The sequence below is a fragment of the Mucilaginibacter celer genome, from assembly GCF_003576455.2.
GTDB lineage: Bacteria > Bacteroidota > Bacteroidia > Sphingobacteriales > Sphingobacteriaceae > Mucilaginibacter > Mucilaginibacter celer.
In genome coordinates, this window is sequence record NZ_CP032869.1 from 3,749,712 (window position 1) to 3,769,599 (window position 19,888).

At 46.3% G+C, this 19,888-nt stretch carries 16 protein-coding genes; 7 read left to right on the plus strand and 9 right to left on the minus strand.

Annotated features, from left to right (window positions below):
- Nucleotides 1-104: 104 nt before the first annotated feature.
- From HYN43_RS15060 to HYN43_RS15070, 3 genes are all read left to right on the plus strand, one after another.
- A complete protein-coding gene (locus HYN43_RS15060; RefSeq protein ID WP_119410134.1) occupies nt 105-2,771 on the plus strand; it encodes a lanthionine synthetase LanC family protein in 2,667 nt (888 codons plus the stop codon).
- Nucleotides 2,772-2,774: 3 nt separating this feature from the next.
- Nucleotides 2,775-3,221, plus strand: a complete 447-nt coding sequence (locus tag HYN43_RS15065) for a MauE/DoxX family redox-associated membrane protein (protein ID WP_119410135.1) — start codon at nt 2,775-2,777, stop codon at nt 3,219-3,221.
- A 78-nt stretch (nt 3,222-3,299) separates the two neighbouring features.
- Nucleotides 3,300-3,575 carry a DUF6520 family protein gene (locus HYN43_RS15070; RefSeq protein ID WP_162996493.1) on the plus strand — a complete coding sequence of 92 codons (276 nt, stop codon included), beginning with the start codon at nt 3,300-3,302 and terminating at the stop codon, nt 3,573-3,575.
- 43 nt (nt 3,576-3,618) lie between these two features.
- Here HYN43_RS15070 and HYN43_RS15075 read toward each other — a convergent pair whose 3' ends face one another.
- From HYN43_RS15075 to HYN43_RS15095, 5 genes are all read right to left on the minus strand, one after another.
- Entirely contained in the window at nt 3,619-5,025 is a 1,407-nt protein-coding gene (locus HYN43_RS15075) for a TlpA family protein disulfide reductase (RefSeq protein WP_119410137.1), read from the minus strand.
- Nucleotides 5,026-5,040: 15 nt separating this feature from the next.
- Nucleotides 5,041-6,441, minus strand: coding sequence for a RagB/SusD family nutrient uptake outer membrane protein (locus HYN43_RS15080; RefSeq protein ID WP_119410138.1), 1,401 nt, complete (start codon nt 6,439-6,441; stop codon nt 5,041-5,043).
- A gap of 2 nt (nt 6,442-6,443) precedes the next feature.
- The gene (locus tag HYN43_RS15085) at nt 6,444-9,884 is read right to left on the minus strand and encodes a SusC/RagA family TonB-linked outer membrane protein (protein ID WP_162996494.1); all 3,441 of its coding nucleotides are present in this window, start codon (nt 9,882-9,884) and stop codon (nt 6,444-6,446) included.
- Nucleotides 9,885-10,171: 287 nt separating this feature from the next.
- Nucleotides 10,172-11,287, minus strand: a complete 1,116-nt coding sequence (locus HYN43_RS15090) for a FecR family protein (protein ID WP_119410140.1) — start codon at nt 11,285-11,287, stop codon at nt 10,172-10,174.
- A gap of 252 nt (nt 11,288-11,539) precedes the next feature.
- Entirely contained in the window at nt 11,540-12,292 is a 753-nt protein-coding gene (locus HYN43_RS15095) for a hypothetical protein (RefSeq protein ID WP_162996495.1), read from the minus strand.
- Between the two features lie 594 nt (nt 12,293-12,886).
- Between HYN43_RS15095 and HYN43_RS15100 the strand changes: the two genes are divergently transcribed.
- Genes HYN43_RS15100 through HYN43_RS15110 form a run of 3 tightly spaced genes read left to right on the plus strand, consistent with a single transcriptional unit; the run spans nt 12,887 to nt 14,771 of the window.
- Nucleotides 12,887-13,498, plus strand: a complete 612-nt coding sequence (locus HYN43_RS15100; RefSeq protein ID WP_119410142.1) for a DUF6088 family protein — start codon at nt 12,887-12,889, stop codon at nt 13,496-13,498.
- The gene (locus HYN43_RS15105) at nt 13,479-14,552 is read left to right on the plus strand and encodes a nucleotidyl transferase AbiEii/AbiGii toxin family protein (RefSeq protein ID WP_119410143.1); all 1,074 of its coding nucleotides are present in this window, start codon (nt 13,479-13,481) and stop codon (nt 14,550-14,552) included. Before HYN43_RS15100 ends, HYN43_RS15105 begins: the two co-directional genes overlap by 20 nt.
- Before the next feature lie 9 nt (nt 14,553-14,561).
- Nucleotides 14,562-14,771: a hypothetical protein gene (locus tag HYN43_RS15110; protein ID WP_119410144.1), complete on the plus strand. Its 210-nt coding sequence runs from the start codon at nt 14,562-14,564 to the stop codon at nt 14,769-14,771.
- A gap of 647 nt (nt 14,772-15,418) precedes the next feature.
- Here the strand turns inward: HYN43_RS15110 and HYN43_RS15120 are convergent.
- Genes HYN43_RS15120 through HYN43_RS15135 form a run of 4 tightly spaced genes read right to left on the minus strand, consistent with a single transcriptional unit; the run spans nt 15,419 to nt 17,158 of the window.
- Nucleotides 15,419-15,871 carry a macro domain-containing protein gene (locus tag HYN43_RS15120; protein WP_119410146.1) on the minus strand — a complete coding sequence of 151 codons (453 nt, stop codon included), beginning with the start codon at nt 15,869-15,871 and terminating at the stop codon, nt 15,419-15,421.
- Nucleotides 15,868-16,083, minus strand: coding sequence for a hypothetical protein (locus HYN43_RS15125; protein ID WP_119410147.1), 216 nt, complete (start codon nt 16,081-16,083; stop codon nt 15,868-15,870). Before HYN43_RS15125 ends, HYN43_RS15120 begins: the two co-directional genes overlap by 4 nt.
- Before the next feature lie 11 nt (nt 16,084-16,094).
- Nucleotides 16,095-16,916, minus strand: coding sequence for a PRTRC system ThiF family protein (locus HYN43_RS15130; RefSeq protein WP_119410148.1), 822 nt, complete (start codon nt 16,914-16,916; stop codon nt 16,095-16,097).
- Nucleotides 16,913-17,158 carry a hypothetical protein gene (locus HYN43_RS15135; RefSeq protein ID WP_162996496.1) on the minus strand — a complete coding sequence of 82 codons (246 nt, stop codon included), beginning with the start codon at nt 17,156-17,158 and terminating at the stop codon, nt 16,913-16,915. Before HYN43_RS15135 ends, HYN43_RS15130 begins: the two co-directional genes overlap by 4 nt.
- A gap of 212 nt (nt 17,159-17,370) precedes the next feature.
- Here HYN43_RS15135 and HYN43_RS15140 point away from each other — a divergent pair, with 212 nt between their 5' ends.
- Entirely contained in the window at nt 17,371-19,821 is a 2,451-nt protein-coding gene (locus HYN43_RS15140; RefSeq protein WP_119410149.1) for a TonB-dependent receptor, read from the plus strand.
- Nucleotides 19,822-19,888: the final 67 nt, after the last annotated feature.

Consider the following 19,888-nt stretch of genomic DNA (forward strand, 5'->3'; position numbering starts at 1 on the left):
TAAAAATCTCCACGCGAATAGATACCACCCTTTTCCCACTGTTTTCGCTTTAACAAACCACGTTCCTTTGCTTATAAAGAAATCAATCTTTAACGAAAGCGAAAATGGAACAAACTCAGATAAGCCAACAAAATTGCATTATTCAGCAATCGGACGTTGAAGTTGACCACCCATCTTCAAACGCGAATTACGATTATTCCTATTATCTGATGGAACAGGGTTTTAGATTCACCTATGCTCATCCCTATTTGTTCGCAGGGGAATCCAGCAAAACTGATACCTGGCTGATCCATATTACGGTTGTTCGCCTGCAATTTGACCAGCTGATCCGGCCATTACTTGCGTTTCTTAAACCCATTGCAGTTTCGTTCGCAATACCTGTCGATGCAGACCATCACAGCAGTATCCTCGACGGGCGAAGCAGCTTCCCACTTACCGGGAAAGCCATTACGATCTGCGCATCAACGTCAGAGGAAGCGATATTAATAGTTCACCATTTATGCACTTTGACGAAATCAATCATAGGGCCATCGATGCCCTGCGCCTATCACCTAACAGACACTGTTGGAATAAGCTACGGCACTTTATTCAGCCAAAATGATAACAGAGCGATAACAGGGTCGCTTTTTTACAAATCCGCGATTGCTGATAACTTAAAGCAGATAATTAACACAAAAAAAATTGCATGGCCATTCCAGGAGATAATGTCCTTAACTTCATTCAAACAACCACGTTTGCTGAACAAGCAGTATATCCCCATCGAAACATTCAAAAAAGACCCGAAGGGCAATGTTTTCAAAGCCCTGAAATTAAACAGGATTTTCGATATGCAATGGTGCGTGATCAAGCAGGGCAGGCATTACCAGAGTTTTGATAATTCCGGGAGGGACGCGAAAGATCGGCTGGCCTGGCAATTTGAGATCCATAAGCATTTCGAATCCAAAAACATCCTTCCGAAAACAATAGCACATTTCGAACTATACGGCGATGCTTTCTTTGTTATGGATTACAAAGAATCCGTTTCTCTGACCGAAAAAGCAATTCAGCTAAGCGAGGGCCGTACCTGGACTTCGACATCTGTCGAAAGAAAAAGGGAGATGCTTGGTTATTTATTACAGGTAACGAACATCCTTGGGCAATTTCATGACGAGGGCTTTGTACACCGTGATGTTACGCCGGCAAATTTCGTTGTAACCGAAGCCGCCCAGGTCTTCGCCATAGATATCGAATTATGTTACAACATCCGGATGCAAGCTCCGAACCCTCCTTTCACCTTGGGGACACCGGGCTTTATGTCACCCGCGCAGGAAAAGGGCGATATACCCTCGTTCAAAGATGATATTCACAGTTTTGGCGCGCTATTAATTTCCTTGCTGACCGGGGTATTGCCAAATAAGTTAAACCTTAAAAATCCCAAACAACTTAAAACCAATCTATGCTATTTCATCGATTCGCCATCCTTGGTAAACGCAATTATTGCATGCCTTAGTGCAGATCCAGGCCTCCGGCCAGGCTTCTCCGAAATCCGTGCGGTTTTGGAACTATGTGACACCATGTTATTGACAACATTGGCTCCCTTGCCAGGCATTGCGCCGTCGATAGCCAATGAAAATTCAATCAGCATATTGAGTAACGCCTTCAATACAATTTCAAATCTTGTTTTTGGCTACAGGATGAATATTTCCAATAAGACGGTGGCGACCAACCCTGGTCAAAACTGCGAACCAGCGAATGCTGATTTCACCATAGGCATCACACCTGGCTTCGCTGACTTTGTCGTCCTTGCGATGTACCAACCTTACTTTTCGACTGATTTGATTCAAGGGTTTAATTCTAATATCCAATCATGGATAGCACAAATCATGACGATCGAACTCCCCGACCTTGAACTTCAAATTTTTTCAAATGCACTGAGCCAAATAAAACCAGGCACAGAACTGCTCCTGAATTTCATGAGTAAAGCTAACCCTCTCGCTGACGACCTTACCGATCCTACCTCAGCTGCGATATCCGGGGGCCTGGCAGGTATCGGATTAAAATCGCTATTTCTTACGGACCAGCAGAGTTCAGAGTCCGACCGGAACCAATTAGCCGAAACGGTCAGCTGTATAAGTGCGATGCAAGAAAAAGATGGTTCCTGGGCAACCGTATCCAAAACGCCTGGCAAAAAAAGCTTTAAAGCAATTGGCTTTTCGCATGGCGTAGCAGGCATAACGTATTTCCTGTTAAGTTACTATGCAAGGTACCGGTCGGAAGATCTACGGGTACGAACCGTGTTCGCTTTGAAGTGGCTCATCAAGCAGCGCCGGTCTGACAGAGGCAAAATGACCTGGCCGGTCAGTGCCGAGAATCAAACCGTCGATCCCTGGCTGGAGCATGGATTCTCCGGCGTAGCTTTAACATTTATTAAGGCTTATGAAGTAATGGGCCATTCCATCTACAGGGAAATCGCCGAAGAAGTATTAGGCTATCACCCCTTGCATGTTACGAGTAATTATTGTGCTTTCGGCAATGGGTTGAGCGGATTAGGAGAAATATACCTGGAGGCTAACCGGGTATTCGGGAACGAGGAATGGCTTTTTCGAGCAACCATAATTCGCGATACCTTGCTCAACAGTTGTTTCCGGGACGACGATGTTTGTTACTGGCTTGACGGCACGCAGTTAAATCCTACTCCTGATTTTTGGACGGGCAATGCTGGCGTATTACACTTCCTGCTCCGTTTTGAATACCCCGATCAAATTCATTTCCTTGCACACCTTATCCCATAACCTATGAAAAAAGAACTGATCTACGAATTGATCACCGGTTTACTGGTCCTGCTGTTCCTTTATACCGGCCTCAGCAAATTGCTCGATTTTAAGAATTTCGAAGTTTCCATGCTGTTTCAGCATTTACCGGCATGGCTAACCATACCGATGACCTATGGATTACCATTATCGGAGATCGCAGTAGCAGCCCTGATGATCCCGGATAAAAGTAGATTGCCGGGAAGTTACGTTTTCCTTATCATGATGACTGCCTTCACGTTGTATGTCGGCGCGGCGTTGCTGCACCTTTTCCCGAGAGCGCCCTGCGCTTGCGGAGGAATGCTCAAATCATTAGGCTGGGGACAGCATTTCGTCCTTAACCTGCTGTTTATCATCCTTGCGGTTATCTCAATCCGATATTACCGCACTAAAAGAAAATTGACAACAAAACATAAGCCTTTCGGGGCATAAGATATTTCTCGCGCGCGAAATCAGGTTATTGCGGGTCCTGTGGTAAAACCCGCGAACATTTCTAAACATAAACAAACCATGAAAAAGATCAGAATGGGCCTTATGGCCATCGTAGCCCTTTCGGGCGTAGGCAGTGCATTTGCTTTCAGCCCAAAACCACAGGCTACAACTTATTACGCGAGGCAGACCCTTAACAACGGTTTTCACTGGACTCAAACTGTTCCGAACCCTGACACTGCACAGTGTTTAACGGAGACCGGCCGCGTTTGCCAGATTTCAACCAGCACGGCACCGAAAGATGATGAGATCCCTGCGGGTCATTCATCAACCAACCACGTGTTTGTTACCCTTTAACAAAAAGAACCAACTGCCGGTGGCATCCGGCAGTTGGTTTTTATTATTTAAGAAAGCGGTCAATCATATCTGATAACCCCTGCTCATTCAACGCAGCTTTCGGACAAAACCTCCCCTCCTTGTCAATCAATAATACAGTAGGATAGCCATGCACGCTAAATTTTTTAATAACCTCATGCTCTTCTCCTTTTCCTTCAGTATATAGTCTTACGGCCAACGGCGAGGCATAATCGTTGGTTTTCAACGTGGCGAGCCATTGCTCCCGTGACTTATCAATGGACACCGAAATAAAAACAACGGGACTATGCTCATATTTTTTTTCCAGTTTAAATAACGTCGGGGCCAAACCTTTGCAAGCGCCGCAGCCGGTAAACCAGAAATCCAAAACCATCAGTTTCCCCCGAAAATCACTCAATTTAACAGGGTTATTATTGATATCGGTGAGCACAAATTCCGGGGCAATTGTACCCGCCATATTCAGCGATTTAATCTTTTCAAGTTCCGACCGAAATCCGGGGTTGCTTATGTAGACCAGGGCATCGTCAATATCTGAAACCTTTAGTTCCGGGTTGTTCCTTTTCCTCATAAAAAGTTCCGTAAGCAGTTGCTCCCTGATTTCACCATTGAAATGAAGGGATTCAAATTGGTAACAGTCATGCAAACTGAACTTTTTACCTTTCATGATACAAGAGTCGACCAGATATTGCTGATAAATCAGTTCACAGGAAAAACTGGAAGCCGGCACACCCCGATTATTCGCAGGAACAAATTGAGGAAAGCTTTTCATTTCTTTGCTACGGTTCCTGTAGACACTGATAACTCCTTCCTGTTCCTTCAGCGGCTTATAAAACCGATCAGTCAAATAAGCAAGTTTGGAAATCATCCCGCCTGAGATCAGGTTATTCCTGAGCAATAGGAAAGCAAAATTCCCGATATCCTGCTTCCTGTTTTGCAGGTTGTCCAGACAAATGGTCGTACATGAGTCGATCAGGCTAAAGGCAGCCGGTAGTGCTTCGGGTGCGTAAACCGCGCTGTAGCGCAGTCTGAAAGCCTTCGATAATTCCTGGATGCCTTGCTGTACTTCGAACCTTCCTGCCGATGGGCCATAAAAAACCGTTTTTCCCCGATCAAGCCGGAAGGCCAGGTCGTCTCCCGGAAAAAGCAGCTTAGATGCCAATGCGATCCCTGGAACCTTGCTAAACCGGGCCTCTATAAAACGGGGGCTTTCTGAACCCGTAATTTCCACGCTGAACTCGTTGCCCCGGGCAATTCCCTTAAAGGTTGTTTTGATCTCGCTTAACTTCCCTGTATAGGGAGAAACCGTAACTGTAACCGTATCGCCGTCCTTCAGGAAATCCACGTAACCGCTGATCCTAACCTTGTGTTCAACAGCAAACAGCTGAACACAAAAAAGCACCCAGATAAAGATTACTAATGTTATTTTTTTCATAATTTCACCTTTCGATTATCTTGGATTCTGGGTTAGCCCGCCCAATTGGACCTCGATATCCGGGATCGGAAAAGCATATTTCGGATCATTTGGCGTCAAAGTATAACTTACGCCGCTGACTGTTTTTTGCATTGTAACTGCAAACCTGCTTTCAAAATTGAGGCGGCGCAGGTCAGTCCAGCGAAGCCCGCGCAGCAATAACTCCTTTTGCCGCTCCTTAAGCACCTGTCTCAGCGCGTCATCAACCCCCGATGCAGTGTATGGAATAAAAGTCCCTGTTTTCCACCTCGCCGTAAGTAACGTATTTAAGGAAGCCATTGCACCTGCACCATCCCCCGCCCTCGCCTGGCATTCGGCTTTAATAAGGTACATTTCATCGACAGCAAGCCCATCATACTTCAAGCCCTTAAAATCATAAGAACCAACAAAGCGCGGGTATTGTGGCAATCCATCGAGTATGGTAAAGAATTTGGTTTTGCGAAGATCATTTACGGCATAACTGTTATACAGGTCCGGGCCAATATAGCTGTCCCTGCGAACACTGTAAACGATGTGCCCTACCATATTTGAATGGTAAATATCCTCGGAGAGATAATTGTTATTAATGGCCGTTGTCGTCGGTTTATTCAGAGTATTATAATCGGTCAGCGTCGAGAACTGCGACAGGCAGGCGTTCGCGTAAGTCAGAGCGGCAGCATAATCTCCCATGCCGAGATGGATCCGGGCGAGCAGGGCATTTACGGCCGACTGTGAGGGAGCCGTTTTATAAACGGGGGTAACTGGTAAGGCAGGCAGGGACTCTTTCAGGTCAGCTATCACTTTTGTGTAACAGTCCGCAATACTCGACCTTCCCGGATGATTATTGAGATCGGAGGTTAACCGCATCGGTATCCCCGGTTGACTGCCAGCCTGTGCTTTGTCATAAGGCAGCGCAAATGTTTGCAAAAGGCCGTAAAAAGCCCATGCCCGGTAAAATAAAGCGCTGGCCCTGACCTGATCGTAGGATGGTTTTTCACCGACAGAAGTAGTTATGCCTGGAAGCGCATCCAGCACGACGTTAGCGTAATACACCATCTGGTAGGGCGAATTCCAGTCTGAGGACTGGGTAGTTGTAGCATCAAATACGTCTTTTGCCCAGATGTAAGAATTACGGTCAGTCGCCGACAGCGTCGGGAATATAGGGTCCTGGATCAGAAAATCGTCCGAGGCGATCTCTCCCAGACCGGGGTCGGGCTGGCTGTTAAAAATATCTTCGTTCTGTAACAGACCTTGGAGGTCCGCCAGGGTGGTTGGCGTTTTGAGTGTCTGGTTGGGTTTAGTGTCTAAGAAATCGTCCTGTTTCTTACAACTGTTGAGTGTCAGGCCCATGATGCATACGATGCACCCGAACAAGGGGCCGGTGATTGTTTTTCTCATGGTTAAAATCTGGAATTAATACCAATGGATAAAGTTCGCGGAAGCGGATAGGTGCCGGAAGCGAGGTCGGGATCAAGGTGGTCCTTATTGGCACGCCAAAGAATACCCACATTGTTCAGGTAGCAAAACACCTCCAGCCTTTTGAAAACGGGGTTATTGCCGCTGAACGGTTTGAAGGCGTAAGTGAGGCGGATGTCCTGCAGCCGGATATGGTCGCCCTTGTCAATGAGGGCCTGGGAATATTGGTAAAAGGTAGAGCGGTCCGTATTCGCCGGTGGCATTAATATGGATGGAACGGTGGTATGCGCTTCATCTCCCGGGTTTTGCCAGCGGTTTGCATAGTCCCTGTTCACAATGCCATAGGTGATCTGGTCATAAGATAAACCGGTGGATGGCCTGCGGAAATAATAGTTAAGCTTAAAAATTATATTGGCGGAAAACGTCCAGTTTCTATAAGTAAAAGTGTTCCGGAAGGAACCGAAAGTGGTCGGCCTCGATGGCCCGTTATAATACAGGTCCGCTATTCCGGTCCTGGAAAGTATGCTTTTATAATCCGTAGACAACTGCCCGTCAAGATAACCCTGCGGGTCACCTGTATCATGGGTCAGCGGGCCTGATTTAAAACTGTAGATGCCATAAATCGGCTGACCGACAAAAGGTGTGATCGTTCCGCCATTTCCGCTGCCTGAAGCAAGGTAGGTCAGGGTCGATGCAGGATCGTCATAAACCGTTACTTTATCGATCACATAGCTGATCAGGAGGTTACTTGTCCACTTAAAATCATTATGGTAGATATTTCGCGAGTTGAGCACGAGATCAAACCCGTGCCCGGACGTATTGGCGGTATTTCCAAAAAATGTGGTGAACCCTGCCGATGGCGGCAGCGGCGAACTACCGAAAAGATCAATGCCACGCTTGGTATAGTACTCAAAACTACCCGAAAGTATGTTGTTTTTCAGGCTGTAGTCGATCCCGAAATTGGCGATGCGTACTTTTTCCCAACGCAGTTCCGGGTTACCGGGACTGTTAATCATGTTGTAAGGAACACCCGAGTAGTAGGCATTACTTTGCTGTTCCAAAGTAGTGATCGCGGACGCGCTTTTATTGACGTTGGCATTATAGCCATAAGTCGCCCGAACTTTAAGATAGGGCAGCCAGTTGAGGTGATAGAATTGTTCCTTGCTGATGTCCCAGGCCAGGCCGGTAGAATATAATGGAACTGATTTGTGGTTCGTCGCTACACCAAACAGGTTCGAGCGGTCGATCCTGCCGCTAACGGAAAAAGTGTAACGGTCGAGGTAGGTATAGGCAGCATTTCCAAAATAGGAAATATAATGATCCGTGAACTTTGCAAAACCGAGGTTGGTCGGGATCCGCACGGCTCCGCTTTCCGGGTTCAGGTTGAAATAGCTGGCGTAGTCGATCTGCGCGGCACTTGTCCGTGTATCCTTATCATAACCATAAACGGTACCGTCACGGCTATCGGTAACCGCGGAGCTGACTTCGCTGCCGATGATCGCGCTCAGGCGGTGACCGCTTGCGATTTCCCGATCGTAGCTGATCTGCCCACGCGCCCGGTGGGAGATCAAAAGGCCATCCGATTGCCGCAATATGCCTTCATTGGGGATCGGATAAGTAAAAGTACCGTTCCCGTTTGACTGTGCGTACTGGTTGATCAGGTTGCGTGCGTAAAAGGTAGCGGTGCTGTAATAATTATCCGAATTGCTGCTTTGTCGTTCAAACTGGTATTTGAGGGAGATGTCCAGTCCGGGTATCAACCGGTATTGAGCGCCGACGTTGATGCGGTTTTCAATAGCCGAACTGGTATTGTCCGCGTTCCTCAGCTCATCGAGCGGCCGGTAAAGCCAGTCGAGGTAGCCTTGCTGCTGCGCATCTTTGGCAAATTCATAATTTAAACCACGGACGATAGGGAGCGGATTGCCGTTCCCGTCTGCAAAAGCCTCGTAGGGGAATGTGAAATTGACATAGCGGCCGCCTGCGGTCGTATTTGCGGCGGTGCTGTTGGCGGTTGCATTTGCCTGGATATAATTGAACGACGCTGAAAGTTGCAGGTTCTTCACCGGGTAGAAATTATAGTTCGCGTTCAGCGTGATCCTGTTATTTTTATTACCGGTCAGCGTCGCAGTGTTATGATCCTCGCCCGCTGAGAAGTAATAATCGCTTTTGTCGCCGCCGCCACGAAAATTAAGGCTGTATTGCTGAAGGAAACCGCGCCTGTAGAAATATTTATCCAGCTGGCTGCGGGTATCCAGTTTCCTCAAAGCATTGATCTGGGCATCGGCATCGGCCGCCGACAATTTACCGTCCCGCTGAGAGGCGAGGATATTAACGACAGGCGAAGTAACCTGAAGCGGATCGCCGATCTGGCCATCATAAAAACCGGTTTTAAACAGGCGCTGCTCGATATCGATATAGTCGGAAGAGTTCAGGTAAGAAGAACTGTAAAACAGGTCGGGTTTCGCAGTAGCCGTAACGTTGGCGTTGAGCTCGACCGCCAGCTTTTCATTGCGCTTCCCTTTTTTCGTGGTCAATACGATCACCCCGTTGCCTGACTTCACACCCCAGATACTTGCCGCAGCCGCGTCTTTTAATATGGTGATATTTTCAATGTCGTTAGGATTGATATTGCTTATATCGCCGTCGAAAGGAAACCCGTCCAGTACGATCAAGGGCTGGCTGTTAGAAAAAAGGGTATTTGTCCCCCTGATGCTGATATCACTGATGCCCCTGGACGATGCGGTCGTGTTCCGGTTAAATAATAAACCCGGGACAACGCCTTCCAGCCTGCTTATAATATTACTTCCGGTGCGGCGGTTGAGCAACTCATTATTGATCTGCGCGAACGATCCGGTAGCCCGTTCCTTCGGAATGTTCTGGTAGCCGGTTGAAACGACGCTGACTTCGGTGATCGCCGCGGTCGCGGGATGGAGCATAATTTTTTGGTATGGAATACCGCTTACCACTTTGAAGGAATAAGGTTGATAACCGATGAAGGAAACCGTCACCTCTTCCCCTGCCTCAGCGGTAAATGAAAATTTACCTGCTTCATCAGTATAATAAAAGCCTTGCCTGCCTGCGATCCGGATCGTTGCGGAATTGAGCGGTTTACCGGAAGTATCAGCAACTTCACCCGTAACGTTGACAGGGATTTTGGGAGCTGTTACAGGTTTTACGGGTTGTGCCGGGTTCTTCCTGCTGACAACAACCATTTTTTCCTGCAGTTCATAGGCAAGCGGCTGTTCATCAAATATTTTTTTCAGGACCAGCTTCAGTTCTTCCTGCTGCACGGAGATAGTTACGGGCCTGGCGTAGGTGATCACGCCATCAGGCAGCACGAAATCATAACCGGTCTGGTTGCTGATCTTTTCTATGACGGAAAGGAGCGTGCTGTTCTTTTCCGATAAAGTGACTTTCTGCAGCAAGGTACTTGCACTGACCTGCATGTTCAGGATCACCATTAAAATGGCCGCAAGCCGGAAGGCTTTCAGGACCAGGGAGGTACGGCGGTTCGACCGTACCAGTTTTTCTTTATAAAAACTGTACATTCGTTGTTGGAGTTGGAGAGCGTTGCGGCCGTTCATTTTCGAGATTGCCCGGCGGCAGCGCTGTTCGTTAATAGTTAAAACTTTTAAGGGAGTCCAGCTTAAGCCAGGTTACCGGGTGGGACCGGTTCCCTGGCTTTTAACTAACTGATTCTTATCATTAGCAATTATTTCATTACGGTCACCCTCCTTTCTTCTACTTTGAAATGCACGGTTTTGGTAGCCTCGAGGGCACTCAGCACTTTGCTGATATTTTTGGAGCGGGAGATCCTGCCGTTAAGTTTTTCGGTGGGTAAAGGGCCATCGAAATGCACGTCGATGTCATACCAGCGCGCAAGCTCCCGCATCACCTGTTCAATAGGGGTATTGTCAAACCTGAAATATCCGTTTTTCCATGCCATGACCTGTTCAACGTTGACCCTGGTTAGTTTCAGGTTTCCTCCCTGCAATTGGGATTGATCTCCCGGAATGAGTTTTTGCGTCACCTTTATATCAGCAGCGCTTACGGTCACCAGGCCTTCCAGCAAAGTTGTCCGGACAACTTGCTCATTTGGGAAAGCATTGATATCAAAATGAGTCCCCAACACTTTTACTTCCTGTCCTTCGCTTTTAACAATAAAAGGATGGCGCTTATCCTTAGCCACTTCGAAATAGGCCTCTCCGGTCAGGATAACCGTCCTTTCGGGTTGCCCGCGGAAATGCGATGGGTAGGTCAGTGAGGACGAATTATTGAGCCAGACCCTGGTACCATCCGGCAAGTTAAGTTGCCATGTTCCACCTACGGGAGTGGTAATGGTATTCTCACCAGCCTGCCCCTTCGCTTCCGGCTCGGCACCATCATCATAAACGATTTGGCCGGCCCGGTTTTTTAGCACGCGCGTCCCCTGCTGAACGGCAACGCTGCCGTTTGCGGCATGGCTGAGATCGATCTTCTGTCCATTCGAGAGGGTCAGTACGGCCCGGTTGCCTCCCGGCGGGATATCGTGCGTAACATGCTGAACCACCAGGTCACGTTGATGAAAAACCACCTCGGGGATCAGCGAAACCATGATGACGGCGATGGCCGCGGCAGCGAGCAGGATGCCTGTCGGAAATTTTCTGCCGCCGTTCCCCGGTAATTTTTGGAATATTTCCTCCTGCATCGCGCGGATCCTTTCCTGCGGGATATCTACCGCATCTTCGCCCCGCTCCAGGTACCAGGCTTCCAGCATCGCTTTCTCCTTTTCAGTGGCCTTGCCGTTCAGGTATCGCTCAGCGCGGCTTTTGACTTCTTTTTTTTCCATATCCTTACCGGCATTATCCGGTTTTTAAGACAAGACAGTTGAGAAGCCCCGAACAGGAAGATTTATTTTTATTTTTTTTATGGGCAGGGAATTATCCTGTTCATCAGGAATAAATTGAGGCATAGGCAGCTTGAACAGCCAATTGCATTTCCCGGTAAAGCATAAAAATTGGGGTAAAGGATTTCCCGGATCAAGGATCTGGAGTTTGAATGAGGCGTATAGTACCCGAAAAATGGACCTTTAATCAAAGACCTACTTCTTCAAATCCAAAACCTGCGGATAATATAGTTTCCATCGCGCGTCATAAACAGGTTCATGGATATCGTAATCAAGATAAAAGTCATACTTAATTTCCTGCCTGAAAAAAAGATCTATTTCGTCTGCGGAGTAATTTTGCGCCCGTTCCATATAAAAACCGATGCACTGATGATAAGGATAGGTATAATTTAACTTTTTCAGGTAATCAGCCAATAAAGTGACGGATATATCTGCTTTGGCCCTTCTGAATATGTCCACCATTTCTTCCGGATCGGGCGCATAACCTGGCCGCACTACGCAATCGATCAGGGTCCGTTCAAGATCCGTTACCATAACGTTTTCACGATCTTTCAACGTAACTTCAGTAACCCCTAACTGATCCGTGAATTTTCCGCGAATTAAGAATACATCGATACCGTTAAATTCAGCCGGCGCGCCGGGTTCCCGCTGCGGCTTACTAAATGCAGTATCGATTGCGGACTGAACAAGTGTTCCTTTGGCGGCCTTTCCGGATGACGGAGATTGTTCCCGGTTAATAAAGATCCTGTTACCTGGCGGTACCATCGCCCAAACGTTTAATGCCGATTCATGCGATATAAACGTCCGGGGAACAATGTTTGCAATAATATAATTAGCAGAACTGCTGCATAAATAATATCCTCCAAACTCTTCTCCGGAAAAATCCAGGTGGTATTGATCAATAACAACTTCCAGCTCCAGCGCCTGCACAAACTTTTTCGTGGTCATTGCCGTTGGCAGGTTCCATTTTTTCCTGTTCTTTATAAAAATCTGATGTAATTGCTTTGCAGAAAAAATGCGCAATTGGCGTCTCCGGAGCGACTTTTTGATCTCCTCCAAAGCCTGCGATATCCGTGATGTATTAGCCATTCATTAAAAAAACAAGATCAGGTACACTCTTGCTTGTAAAATATATATATTTTACAAGCAAGAATGGCAAATGGTTTTATTTCTGCAAGAATATTCTTCTGAAATCTTAAAAAAAGATCTGGATAAGTGCATCCATTTTAGTACTGTCAGGAAATATATATATTTCCTGACAGTACTAAATTACACGTTTTTTTCGACATTTAAAAATGCTCAGATATTACCCATACATCCATGGCTTTGAAAACCAATTATACAACCCCAATATTTTTAAAATTGACTATATAATTAACTATATCTATATAATTGATTATTAAACAATTACAAACAATAAAAATAAACCTCTTTGTCACATTTTTTTGAAAATTTGTGACAAAATAAAAAGATAAACTGTCACATTTTTTTGAAATTATGTGACAATTAAATATTTAATTATCTTTGAATATTCGACAGATCATGACGGCCACGCATTCAACAATAGAGGATTACATCAAACGCTATAAACGCGGTGACCTTATCGTGCCCTCAGATTTTCGGGGAAAAGGCAGCGAAGCGGCCATACGAAAGGCCCTATCCCGCCTGGCCACAGACGGGACTATCCGGAGGATCGGGCATGGATTATATATCCTGCCCATCAAAGATCCGCTCTTCGGGGAGGTGCTCCCTTCAGCGGATGAAATTGCGCATGCCCTCGCTGACAAAGAAAAAATAAAGATAAAGCCTGCGGGTGCGCAGGCCATGCACAAACTGGGACTGACGACCCAGGTACCCACGAAGCTGGTTTATTTAACGGACGGCAACAGCAGGACCATCAAAATTAACCGGACTATCATCCGCTTCAAGGCAACAACACCCAAAAAAATGGCGCTGAAGGGCGAATTAAGCAGCCTGATCATCCTTGCCCTGGAAGAACTGGGTACAAATGACCTTGACGCTCAAATACAAAACAGAATACGTGAACTGATCCGCAAAGAAAATCCGGTCGTGTTTAAACAAGACCTGAAACTTGCTTCGGCATCTGTACATGACTACTTACTAAAAATTATTAATGATGACCGGATGGCTTAAACTAACGGAAGAGCAGCGCCGCACCACTTTAACGCAGGCGGAAAACAACAGCAGCATTATCGCCAAGGCCCTGGAAAAAGACTGGTGGGTTACGCTGACTTTAAAAGCCCTATTTCAAACGCCGTATGCCAATGAAATCGTATTTAAGGGCGGCACCTCGCTGAGCAAATGCTGGAAATTAATTGACCGGTTTTCCGAAGATATTGACATTGCACTATCTCCCGGCCTATTTGGAATGGAGTACCAGGATACGCCAAGCAAAAATTATTTAAACCGCCTGAAAAGGGCCGGCTGTTCGTTCACCTCAAACCAGCTTAAAGAGGCCCTGAACGAACAGTTCATTGCCCTCGGCGTTCCGGAGGGAACACTGACGATTACGGCAGGTGAAATTGCCCCCGGAATGCCGGATAAAGATCCGCAGGAATTATTTGTCGCCTATCCATCTCTTTACGGGGAGAATAAGTATCTACCCGACGTAGTTAAAATCGAAGCCGGTGTCCGCTCTAAGCTGGAACCCTATACAGTAATGCCGGTCAGATCATTGCTTGACGAATACTTTTCGAACGCCGCCTATGCGGAAGAACCTTTCAAGGTGCAGGCCGTCGAACCCCGAAAAACCTTTCTGGAAAAAGCCTTCCTGCTCCATGAGCTGTTCAACCGCGGTGAAGCCGCAGTGATCAAAACGGAACGTACATCGCGTCATTTTCACGACCTGGCCGTTATGATGAACAAAGATGCGGGTAAGGATGCTTTAGCCGATAAAGAATTATATGCAGCGATCATCCTTCACCGCCGGAACTACACGAAGATGCAGGGTGTTGATTATGACCTGCTGCAGCCTGAGCATATCAATTTTTATCCTCCTACGGAGGCGCTTATCACTGCCCTCCAGGCCGACTACCGCGATATGCTTGAAAACATGATCTACGGCACTACCGCTCCCGGGGAAAAGGAACTCTTTGAAATGATGAACAATTTAATACAACTGTTCCGTGAATCAGCCACCCCGCCAGCAGGCGAAGCCAAGGACGGCCATCCTAACATTATTTTATAATTTCGCACCATGTCAGAACGATTAGCGGCCCATTTCGAAAACCGCACCTATTATTTCACGCTCGAATCGCAAAAGGAAAATGAAGTTAAGATCAATATGTATGGTACTCTTTATACCTTCCTGAAATCCGGCGACAGGTGGATGAACAACCAGTCCAATGCTATGGAAATGAGAGAAGGCCTGGTTGGGGCGGTCATGTTGGCTCTGGGAATAGTTTAATCCGCAAAGGGCGCTTTAAAACGGCAAATACCCAGTTCCATTTCCCGGGAGTGCCAGGAATGGCGTTTTTCTAACTTTCTCAGCTCTGCCGCCCCGATATTTTAGGAAATAGTTAAAAAACAAACAGTTATTTTACAATTAATTCATTCATTTTATTCATTCAATAAAGGTTTAATAATTTATATTTGTATATACTCCACAAGCATATTTAATACCCCTATAGGCCCTATGTCTACCTTAGCCCGTCCCCCGATGGGCTTTTGTATTTTTACAATTACAATTGCAAAAATATCGGGAAAAAATATATTTTTACTATAAGGTTATTTTAATAGGGGTATTAAATAACTCACATTAAAGCCACGCTTTGAAAAAGGCGTGGCTATTTTTTTTCGCCGGGCATGCCACTCAAACCCGCAACCGACAAAAATCAGCAACACCAACAGGTTGATACAACTTCAACATGTGCAGACTGCGTAAGCGCTTTCAAAAACGAAATAATTCCCAAGGAAAAAAACAAAGTAAACAAAGACGCACTGTGTTGCAGAGCGAAGGAGGGCAGCGAAAAGAGCGGCAGCAAGTCAGGCATTCGCTGATTCCGGGGCGGCCTTGTTGGAGGAACGGAAACGGGGCCGTTCCGGCGCGATTTTTCAGGCGGGTTCATATACCGATATAGCTGCCGGTAAATCGCCCAGCTGACTTTCGATCATTTCTTTGACCCGTTCCCAGTTCAAACCACCGTTTCCGCAACCAAGGGCAGGCAAAGCCAATGTCGCAACCGGGTTTGCGTTCAAATGCCCGACCAGTGCTTTCAGGCCGGATTCCACATACTCATATTGCGAAGGCTTGCGCCAGTCCGTTTTTGTCGGGAAATTGATGATACGTTTCTGGCCGTAAAAGAGGTTGAAATCGCTGACGATAAAAAGCTTTCCCGGCTGAACCTCGCCCGCAGCGCAGGCAGCCCGGTACAACTTGTAATTCAACGGAAAGGCCTCCCGGAAGGCAAGGGCTATGCCTTTGCCCATCACACCGACGCAATTCACGGTATTGACCAAAGCTTCGGCTTTATCGGCTAAAAGGTTTCCCTGTGTGTAAGTGATCATCTTTCGTTAGGCTGATTATCTGCCGGGATTGCATGTTCCGCTAATATCATTAATTTGACGTAAATATCCTCCCAATAGGCCTGCTGTCTGCGGTTATAATCTTTATGCGCAGAACCTCTCAACTGGTAATGGCGGTAATCATCGGCCTGCATGATGGCGAGGCGAAGGTCGGTCACCTCTATTTCCTTGCCGTTTTGATCAATAATAAACATGGCAAAAATGTTTAGGTAATTTTCAATGGCTGAGTGCGAAAGCCCTTCAGGTTATGAAAAAATCCACGGTCGAACAGTATTCCCTCGCGGAACATTTTCTTCAGGATTTCAGCGCCCTGATAAGCCAGTGAGGCATTGATATATAAGTCCTGTTCTTCGAGCGCGGAGGCTGTCGAGCAATTATGCCCTTTGTCTTTGGCCTCCCCGGCTTTGAGCAGGTCGGGAAACTCATCCGTGACCATCCGAAGCACCGGGCGTGTATCGAACTTTTTCGACTCCGGCTGTTTAATTTCACCTACTGTGGACAGGATCACCTGCCCCGAATCCCGGCTGTTGCCGAAGTCGAGCCAATATTTGGGGCAATCCCTCCGGAAACCGGATAATTTCCGGGATTGCGTGAGTATTTCGGCGATGCCGAACCTTGCGTCGACCGAATCAACGGTACTTATGGTTATAGTCGCCATCGCTAAGTGCGATGACTGCTTCAGTCCTTCGGGGCTATATTTCTCCGGCACGGCTTTCCAGTTGAGGCCGAATCCCCGGTTGATGCGGTTGATCAGTACGACCGATTTGTACAGTCCGACTTCGGCATCAGTGAATAGCATGCGCAGCCTGTTCTTCTTTTCGATAACGTCATCATCAAATAGGCGGACGTTCAAACCGGGGTGACCCAACTCGTTCAGCATAAAATTGAGCCTCATCAATGCACTGAGTACATGACTGCCCGTGCCCCCTGCACCGATCAAGTTGACGGAAACCGGGTTGGCGGGTTGTAACAATTCATTATCGACAATGTGGGCAACTATTTTTGGGGTGTTGGGTTTCTTTTTCATGCGAACATATCTGCTAAAGTTTTACCGGATTGGGTTAAATACATTTCGGGAAACGGGCTATCTTTTGTCACCTGCTCCTGCCAAAGCTGAACGATGTTTTTCCCGCATCGGCTGCCCCCCTCGATGGTATGGCTGGAGAATACGGAGGCATTGACCATGTATTTACGTGCGCTTTTGAGCAATGAATTGTGTTTAATATTATATAAAAATATCACTACAGGATAATCACTTGAAGTGGTCAATGTGTTACGGAATTGATGGTTACACTATTCCGAAATGAGGTGGTCAATGCCTCCGTATTCTCCACCCTTGTAGGAAAACAGGTTCAACAAAAAGCCTTCGGTGTAAGCAGGAAGGCTTTTTCGCTTTATAGATTTTGCATTCATTCTTCCTGATTTTTCATAATCCCAATTTCCCTGTAACTATTTTCGCGCGACTGAAGTCTTATAGCGATATGAAGCTTCTTTACTTTTTCTATTCAATCTTATTTACATTATTTTTATATAACACCACCTATGCGCAAACCTCCACCTGTAAAATTTCGGGAATAGTTTTGGATGATGCCAAAAAAACACTTGATGGCGCAACAGTCGTTTTGCTCATAGCAAAAGACTCCAACGTTGTAAGCACACAACTGGCTAAAGCTGATGGCAGTTTCACTTTTCAAAATTTGAAAGACAATACTTACATCATCAAAGCCACCTATATAGGCTATAAAAATTACCTGAGCAGCCCCGTGACTATAGGTCAGCAAAAAACAATTAGCCTGCCGGCGTTCACATTATCCGCAACCGGAAAAACATTAAACGAGGTAGCCGTAACGGGCAAAAAATCGTACGTGCAACAGAAAATAGACCGCACGGTAGTTAAAGTGGGCGCTTTGATATCCAACACCGGCGCTAACGCTTTAGAAGTACTATCAAAAACTCCGGGCGTGCAAATAGATGCCGACGGCAACATCACCTTCAAAGGAAAAAGCGGCGTAATGGTAATGATAGATGATAAACCCACCTATCTCTCGGCGGCTAACCTGGCAACTTATCTACGTTCCCTTCCATCTTCGGCCTTAGATCAGATAGAACTGATGGATAACCCTCCAGCTAAATATGATGCAGCCGGCAACGCGGGTGTAATCAATATAAAAACCAAAAAGAACACCACCCGTGGCTTTAACGCCGTAGCAACCGCCAGTTGGGGCCGTGGCGTTTACGGCCGTACCGACGAAAGCATCAACCTCAACTACCGGATAGATAAGGTTAACTTTTTTGCCAACCTGGCCTATAACAATCAAAAAACTTACCGCAGGCTTGAAATTGACCGCATCTTTTTTGATGACAACGGCAATCAAACTTCTTCATTAAAAGATATCTCCTATTTCAGGCCGTCAAGCAACAACACCAACATTAAGGCAGGCATGGATTATTTCCTGTCGCCCAAAACAACCTGGGGCGTGGTATTTACCGGCACCCTATCCCACGATCATGACAGCAGCCCAGTAAACAGTTTGCTATACGGCCAGGGCGGCGGACTGGATTCGACCATCCAAACACTCAATACATCTACCAATAAATTTACCAGCAAGGGCGTTAACTTAAACTTCACCCACAAGTTTGACAGCACCGGCCGCGCGTTTACCTTCGATCTGGATTATATCCGTGATGTATCGGGCAGCAACCAGACTTTTGTAAATAACACTTTTTTGCCCGATGGCACCCTGACAAACTCGCAAACCATTACAGATGATTTGCCTTCTATTATCAATATTTATTCGGCCAAAGCCGATTATACCCATCCGCTTAAAGGCAAAGCTAAATTTGAGGCCGGGGTTAAAAGCAGCTATGTAAATACCGATAACGCGGCTAATTACTTTAATGTAATTGATAACGTAAGCACCGTTGATTATAACAACACCAACCGCTTTATTTACAAAGAGAACATTAATGCCGGTTATGTTAATTTCAACAAAGCTTTCGGCAGGTTTTCGATACAAACAGGTTTAAGGATGGAGAATACCAACGGCAACGGCCATCAACTGGGCAACGCACAAAGGCCCGATTCATCATTTGTAAAGCACTACACCAACCTGTTTCCAACGGCGTATCTATCCTACAATATTGATACGGCAGGGCATAATGTGCTGGTGGCATCGTACGGCCGCAGGATTGGCAGGCCCAGCTACGGCAACTTAAATCCCTTTACTTTTTTTGTAGATAAATTCACTTATTTTTCGGGCAACCCTTTCCTTAAGCCGCAATTTACTGATGATTATAAGCTGGCCTACAGCTTTAAAAGCCTGTTTACCATTGCCCTTGCCTATAACCGCACAACCGATGTACATAACGAAACGATACATAAAGATGGTAATGTATTTATCAGCACCACAGGCAACATAGGCGTTCAAAAAACACTCGATTTTTCGATAAGCAGCAACCTTCAACCCACCAAATGGTGGACAATTAATTTATATGCCGAAGTTTACAACAACAAATACCAGGGCGCATTTTATTCGGGATATCTTAACCAGTCGAAAACTACTTTCAGTGCCAACGGCAACAACCAGTTTACCATATCAAAAACCTGGAGCGCCGAAATAAGCGGGTTTTATAATACCAGTGGCGCTTACGGGCAGTTTGTATCCATCCCTACCGGTATGTTAAATGCAGCGGTGCAGAAAAAAGTACTGAATAATAAAGGTACTATTAAGCTGAGTGTACGGGATGTATTAAAATCATTTAGTCCGAGTGGTACCATCACCAATATTGCGGGAGCTACTGCCACTTATCATAACTTTTTAGATACGCAAGTTGGCACGCTGGCCTTCACCTATAGCTTTGGTAAACTGACCAATACTCCTGCAAAACGGAACACCGGCGGGGCGGAAAGTGAACAAGGCAGGGCGCATTGAGTTGAGCCTGACAAAACTGTTAAAAAGCCTTCCGGTAAACAGGGAGGCTTTTTTTGGTAACTAACTC

What these genes read in the sequence shown, in the direction of transcription:
- HYN43_RS15120 (WP_119410146.1), bottom strand. Translation starts at nt 15,871, where the DNA reads ATGATCACTTACACACAGGGAAACCTTTTAGCCGATAAAGCCGAAGCT.
- HYN43_RS15140 (WP_119410149.1), top strand. Translation starts at nt 17,371, where the DNA reads ATGAAGCTTCTTTACTTTTTCTATTCAATCTTATTTACATTATTTTTA.
- HYN43_RS15125 (WP_119410147.1), bottom strand. Translation starts at nt 16,083, where the DNA reads ATGTTTATTATTGATCAAAACGGCAAGGAAATAGAGGTGACCGACCTT.
- HYN43_RS15080 (WP_119410138.1), bottom strand. Translation starts at nt 6,441, where the DNA reads ATGAGAAAAACAATCACCGGCCCCTTGTTCGGGTGCATCGTATGCATC.
- HYN43_RS15095 (WP_162996495.1), bottom strand. Translation starts at nt 12,292, where the DNA reads ATGACCACGAAAAAGTTTGTGCAGGCGCTGGAGCTGGAAGTTGTTATT.
- HYN43_RS15100 (WP_119410142.1), top strand. Translation starts at nt 12,887, where the DNA reads ATGACGGCCACGCATTCAACAATAGAGGATTACATCAAACGCTATAAA.
- HYN43_RS15070 (WP_162996493.1), top strand. Translation starts at nt 3,300, where the DNA reads ATGAAAAAGATCAGAATGGGCCTTATGGCCATCGTAGCCCTTTCGGGC.
- HYN43_RS15110 (WP_119410144.1), top strand. Translation starts at nt 14,562, where the DNA reads ATGTCAGAACGATTAGCGGCCCATTTCGAAAACCGCACCTATTATTTC.
- HYN43_RS15060 (WP_119410134.1), top strand. Translation starts at nt 105, where the DNA reads ATGGAACAAACTCAGATAAGCCAACAAAATTGCATTATTCAGCAATCG.
- HYN43_RS15090 (WP_119410140.1), bottom strand. Translation starts at nt 11,287, where the DNA reads ATGGAAAAAAAAGAAGTCAAAAGCCGCGCTGAGCGATACCTGAACGGC.
- HYN43_RS15105 (WP_119410143.1), top strand. Translation starts at nt 13,479, where the DNA reads ATGATGACCGGATGGCTTAAACTAACGGAAGAGCAGCGCCGCACCACT.
- HYN43_RS15075 (WP_119410137.1), bottom strand. Translation starts at nt 5,025, where the DNA reads ATGAAAAAAATAACATTAGTAATCTTTATCTGGGTGCTTTTTTGTGTT.
- HYN43_RS15065 (WP_119410135.1), top strand. Translation starts at nt 2,775, where the DNA reads ATGAAAAAAGAACTGATCTACGAATTGATCACCGGTTTACTGGTCCTG.
- HYN43_RS15130 (WP_119410148.1), bottom strand. Translation starts at nt 16,916, where the DNA reads ATGAAAAAGAAACCCAACACCCCAAAAATAGTTGCCCACATTGTCGAT.